Source organism: Streptomyces hilarionis (assembly GCF_024539675.1).
GTDB classification, from domain to species: domain Bacteria; phylum Actinomycetota; class Actinomycetes; order Streptomycetales; family Streptomycetaceae; genus Streptomyces; species Streptomyces hilarionis.
The window spans coordinates 1-4,152 of the sequence record NZ_JAHHIT010000305.1 but is presented as its reverse complement, the minus strand read 5'-3'; the positions used below and the strand labels follow the sequence as shown (position 1 = coordinate 4,152).

Sequence of the window (4,152 nt, the reverse complement as noted above, 5' to 3'; positions counted from 1 at the left end):
GGGGAGACCGGTGGAGGGCCGGGCGGGAGGAACGCGGGCCGGACGAGAGGGCCCGTCGGCCGGGCGACGGGGCCGTCGGCGGTTCGGGCGTCCGGCCGGGCAGGGCGGCCGGGGACGTCGGGGTGGTCGGCCGACCGGCGTCGGGGCTCGGCGTCCGGGTCGGTCGGTCCGGTCGGACCGTCCCGGGCGGGTGGTCCGGCCCGGCGCTTCGGCCGGGCCGGCCTCTTCCGCGTCGGCGGTCTCAGGCCTGCTCGGACAGCAGTCGGTCGGCGATCTCCTCGATCCGCGCGCGGAGCCCTTCCTGGCTCTTGCCGCCGTCCAGCCGCTCGCCGCCGATGACGTAGGTCGGGGTCCCGGTCACGCCGATCGCCTTGCCCTCGGCTTGATCGGCGTCCACGATCAGGATGTGCCGTCCGTCGATGAGGGCGGTGTCGAACTCCTCGGCGTCCAGACCCAGTTCGCCGGCGACCTCGACCAGGAAGGCTTCGCCCCCACGGTCCAGCTCCTCGACCCGCCCCAGCACTGCCTCGACATAGGGCCAGGCCTGCCCCTGTTCCAGCGCCTCCTCGGCCGCCTGCGCGGCGGCGAAGGCGTGCTTGTGCTTCTCCAGGGGGAAGTGGCGCAGCCGCGGCTCCAGCCGGTCGCCGTAGCGCTCGCGCAGGGCGCGCAGATCGTCGAGGGCGCCCCGGCAGTCGGGGCACTGGAGCTCGCACCACACGTCGAGGACGACGGTGCGGGCGGCGCCCGAGTCGGAGGCGGGGGAAGCGGGGGAGGCGGCGGAGGTCGGGGACGAGTCGCTCATGGCGCCAGTCTCCCAGCCTCCGCCCGGTCGCCCCAATCCGGACCTGCGGTCCCGGGCACGCGGGGCACGCGCGCACCCGGCGGCCCCGTCGGGGACGAGCCGGTGCGGCACCTGCGGAGGAGCCGACCCGGAGATGTCCCTGATGTCCGGCCCGAGCATGGCCTGAGAGGGCCGGGCAGGTGCAGGATGGAAGGGACGAAGAAGCGATGCGCCGGGGAACCGGGGCATCGACATACCGATCACCGACACGCCGGCGAGGCGGGCCCAAGGGCCGTGTCGCCCGGTCGGGACGATCGTGCCCAGCCTGCTAGCCGTCGCCTGGAGGACCGGATGATTGCCGAGACCGTCTGTTCCGCCGTCGGTGTGGCCGGCTTGGGCATCGCGGCGGTCACCGCCTACCGCAAACGTTTCCTGAGCGCGGCCCGCATCGCGGCCTACGCCCTCGTGCCGCTCGGCCTGGTGATGACCGGCGCCGTCGGATGGGTCGTCGACACCGCCTTCAGCCCCACCGCCTGGGCGGGCTTCGTCGTCCTCGGCGGGGCCTGGGCCCTGTTCGCCACCACCCGGGCCGTGGAGCGCCGCCGCGGCGGCACCCGCAAGGAGCGCAGGGCCGCGGCCCGCGCCGCCCGCACGGACGCGGTGGCCCCCGCGGCCTCCGCGCCCTCCCTGGGCGGGGCCTCGGCACGCGGGACCGCGTCCCGGCCCGCGGCCGCCCCACGGCCCACCGGCGGCGCCGACGACTTCAGCGACATCGAGGCCATCCTCAAGAAGCACGGCATATGAACCGGCCGGGGAGGCGGAGGGCGTGAGCTGCCCGGCGTGAGCCGCGTCCCGGCGTGCCGACGTCGAAACGACACAGTCGACCCCCGCATGCGCGGAAATGATCACGGCCTGAAACCGACGTCACGGATTCCGGCGAACACCCGCTCATTCCGTGCGTGTTGATCGCGCGGGGGATGCTGCCTGCGCCATCATCGCCGCGAGATGCTGGACACGACACAGAGCGACGCCGCGCCACCTCAGGACGAGCCGCGCGGGTGCCTCTTCGCCCTTTCCCAGCCACCGCTGATGATCTTCCTGGCGGTGATCGGGTGTCTGCTGCTCATGGCTTCGCTGCATGATCTGCTGCTGCTGTGAGCCGTACCCGCGGGCCCCGGCGCCATCCGCCGGGGCCCGTCGGCATCGAACGACAGAGCGTTCTCCTGTCGCGTTCTCCTCCCGCGTGCTCCCGCCCGCGGGCGAGGCGCTCAGCCCGCCGCCTCCTTGCGGCGCGCCCGGTAGGCGGCCACGTGGAGCCGGTTGCCGCAGGTGCGGCTGTCGCAGTACCTGCGGGACCGGTTGCGCGAGAGGTCGACGAAGGCGCGCCGGCAGTCCGGGGCCTCGCACCGCCGCAGCCGCTCCTGCTCCCCGGCGACCACGAAGAACGCCAGCGCCATCCCGCAGTCGGCCGCCAGGTGGTCGGCGATGGACGCGCCGGGCGCGAAGTAGTGGACGTGCCAGTCGTAGCCGTCGTGGTCGGTGAGCCGGGGCGTGGTGCCCGCGGCGGCCACCAGGTCGTTGATCAGCCCGGCGGCGACGTGGGGATCCGTCGCGGCGAAGATCCCGGCGAACCGTCCGCGGATCCTGCGCACCGCGGACAGGTCGAACTCGGAGAGCACGCCGACGTCGCTTATGTCGTGCTTTCGCACGAAATCCTCGAGGGCGGCGACATCCGGCAGCGCGTCCGGGGTCGTGCCGTCCTCCGGGGCGGTGTTCACCAGATCCACCACGGCGTCGAGAGCACACCGGGTGTCGTGGGTGATCAGCACGTTTCGCTCCCTGGCCTGGAGGTCGGGCGGATGCCCGCCGATGCTGGCCGATGGTAGCCGCACCGGGCCGCCGAACCACGGCCGATCCGTGACCGGGATTCCCCGGCCGGCGCCGAGCGGCCGCCGGGAAGGGGCCGTCGGGGCCGGTCGCGGACACGCCGACGCCGCCCCACGGCAGCCCGTGGCGCGGCGTCGGCGCATGCCCTATGCGGTTGTATCAGCCCGAACCGTCTCCCCGAGTGGACGGCGCCGGGCGGCTCGGAGTGAGCCTCGCCCTAGCTTTCCGCCAGGATGTGCGAGAGCTCTTGGTCGAGATCGAAGTGGCGGTGTTCCGTGCCGGGAGGCACGGCCGCGTCCGTCCGCTTGAGGAAGGACTCCAGGGCCCGCGCCGGGGCCTCGAGCAGTGCTTCGCCCTCAGGAGAGCTCAGGGCGATGCAGACGACGCCCTGACCGTGGCTGCGCGACGGCCAGACGCGGACGTCGCCGGTGCCGGTGGGCCGATGCAGCCCCTCGGCGAGGAGGTCGCGGGCGAACACCCACTCGACGGTTTCCTCGGCTCCGGTGTGGAAGGTGGCGTGCACGGCGTAGGGGTCGGCCGTGTCGTACCGCAGGCCTGCGGGGACAGGCAGGGAGGACTCGCTCGACACAACGAGGCGCAGGTGCAGCTCGCAGCTGACCGTGGTGTTCATAAGCGCCAGGGCCTTTCGCTCAGTGTGCGCTCGGGGATTCGCACGTCGGCGAAATCGACATGCCACCTACGGTGCCGTTGTAAACCCCTCTGCGTGTTTTGCGTGCCTTTACGTAACTCTTCCGGCCGACACTTCGTTCGCCAAGTGCCACCATTCCGGTGACCGGAATCTCTCGGGTAGGGTCTGGCTGTATGAATACGGGGAGTGACGAGTCCGCCGACGCGGTCGTGACGGCGGACGGAGCGAAACCGGACGGAGCGGTGCACGAGCAGCACGGACAGGGGCTCGGCTCCAGGGCCCCCGAATTCGTCAAGGCACGCCGGGTCCTGCACCTGAGCTGGCAGGTCGGCGTGTTCGTGCTCGGCCTCGCGGTGGTGGGCGCCGGCATCGTGATGCTGCCGCTGCCCGGACCCGGCTGGGTCGTGATCTTCGGCGGCATGGCGATCTGGGCGACCGAGTTCGTCTGGGCCCAGCTGGTGCTCCGCTGGACCAAGCGCAAGGTCACCGAGGCGGCCCAGCGTGCGCTGGACCCGAAGGTGCGGCGCCGCAACATCATTCTGACCTCGATCGGTCTGGTCGTCATCGGCGCGCTGCTGGGGGTCTACCTGTGGAAGTTCGGCCTGGAGATGCCTTGGAAGATCAAGGACCAGTGAGCCGCGGCGGTCGGCGCACGCCCCGCTCCGCCCGCCCCCGTACATGGTCACAGCCACCCCCTGACATGGGGTAATGTTCTTCCTGCGTCCGGGCGATTAGCTCAGTGGGAGAGCGCTTCGTTCACACCGAAGAGGTCACTGGTTCGAACCCAGTATCGCCCACCCGGAACGTCGGCCCGTCTGCGAGAACGCAGACGGGC

At 72.3% G+C, this 4,152-nt stretch carries 6 protein-coding genes and 1 tRNA gene; 4 read left to right on the top strand and 3 right to left on the bottom strand.

The annotated features are described in order from the left end of the window. Positions 1-241: 241 nt before the first annotated feature. Positions 242-802: a DsbA family protein gene (locus KMS84_RS38075; protein WP_256921131.1), complete on the bottom strand. Its 561-nt coding sequence runs from the start codon at positions 800-802 to the stop codon at positions 242-244. 330 nt (positions 803-1,132) lie between these two features. On the opposite strand from KMS84_RS38075, the gene KMS84_RS38070 reads away from it, so the two are divergent. Together KMS84_RS38070 and KMS84_RS38065 are read left to right on the top strand one after the other, a co-directional pair. Next, positions 1,133-1,585, top strand: a complete 453-nt coding sequence (locus tag KMS84_RS38070; RefSeq protein WP_256921130.1) for a hypothetical protein — start codon at positions 1,133-1,135, stop codon at positions 1,583-1,585. Positions 1,586-1,786: 201 nt separating this feature from the next. Next, complete coding sequence (locus KMS84_RS38065; RefSeq protein ID WP_020128804.1) at positions 1,787-1,939, top strand: hypothetical protein; 153 nt, start codon at positions 1,787-1,789, stop codon at positions 1,937-1,939. Positions 1,940-2,049: 110 nt separating this feature from the next. On the opposite strand, the gene KMS84_RS38060 is transcribed toward KMS84_RS38065, so the two are convergent. Together KMS84_RS38060 and KMS84_RS38055 are read right to left on the bottom strand one after the other, a co-directional pair. Further along, positions 2,050-2,610, bottom strand: coding sequence for a CGNR zinc finger domain-containing protein (locus tag KMS84_RS38060; protein ID WP_256921129.1), 561 nt, complete (start codon positions 2,608-2,610; stop codon positions 2,050-2,052). A 275-nt stretch (positions 2,611-2,885) separates the two neighbouring features. Then, complete coding sequence (locus KMS84_RS38055; RefSeq protein ID WP_004002642.1) at positions 2,886-3,299, bottom strand: SsgA family sporulation/cell division regulator; 414 nt, start codon at positions 3,297-3,299, stop codon at positions 2,886-2,888. Positions 3,300-3,490: 191 nt separating this feature from the next. Between KMS84_RS38055 and KMS84_RS38050 the strand changes: the two genes are divergently transcribed. Next, the gene (locus KMS84_RS38050) at positions 3,491-3,952 is read left to right on the top strand and encodes a TIGR02611 family protein (protein WP_256921128.1); all 462 of its coding nucleotides are present in this window, start codon (positions 3,491-3,493) and stop codon (positions 3,950-3,952) included. Positions 3,953-4,042: 90 nt separating this feature from the next. Continuing rightward, positions 4,043-4,114, top strand: a tRNA-Val gene (locus tag KMS84_RS38045). Positions 4,115-4,152 lie beyond the last annotated feature (38 nt).

Bases quoted from the DNA above. Each gene is read 5' to 3' on its own strand.
- KMS84_RS38065 (WP_020128804.1), top strand. From the start codon at position 1,787: ATGCTGGACACGACACAGAGCGACGCCGCGCCACCTCAGGACGAGCCG.
- KMS84_RS38070 (WP_256921130.1), top strand. From the start codon at position 1,133: ATGATTGCCGAGACCGTCTGTTCCGCCGTCGGTGTGGCCGGCTTGGGC.
- KMS84_RS38050 (WP_256921128.1), top strand. From the start codon at position 3,491: ATGAATACGGGGAGTGACGAGTCCGCCGACGCGGTCGTGACGGCGGAC.
- KMS84_RS38075 (WP_256921131.1), bottom strand. From the start codon at position 802: ATGAGCGACTCGTCCCCGACCTCCGCCGCCTCCCCCGCTTCCCCCGCC.
- KMS84_RS38055 (WP_004002642.1), bottom strand. From the start codon at position 3,299: ATGAACACCACGGTCAGCTGCGAGCTGCACCTGCGCCTCGTTGTGTCG.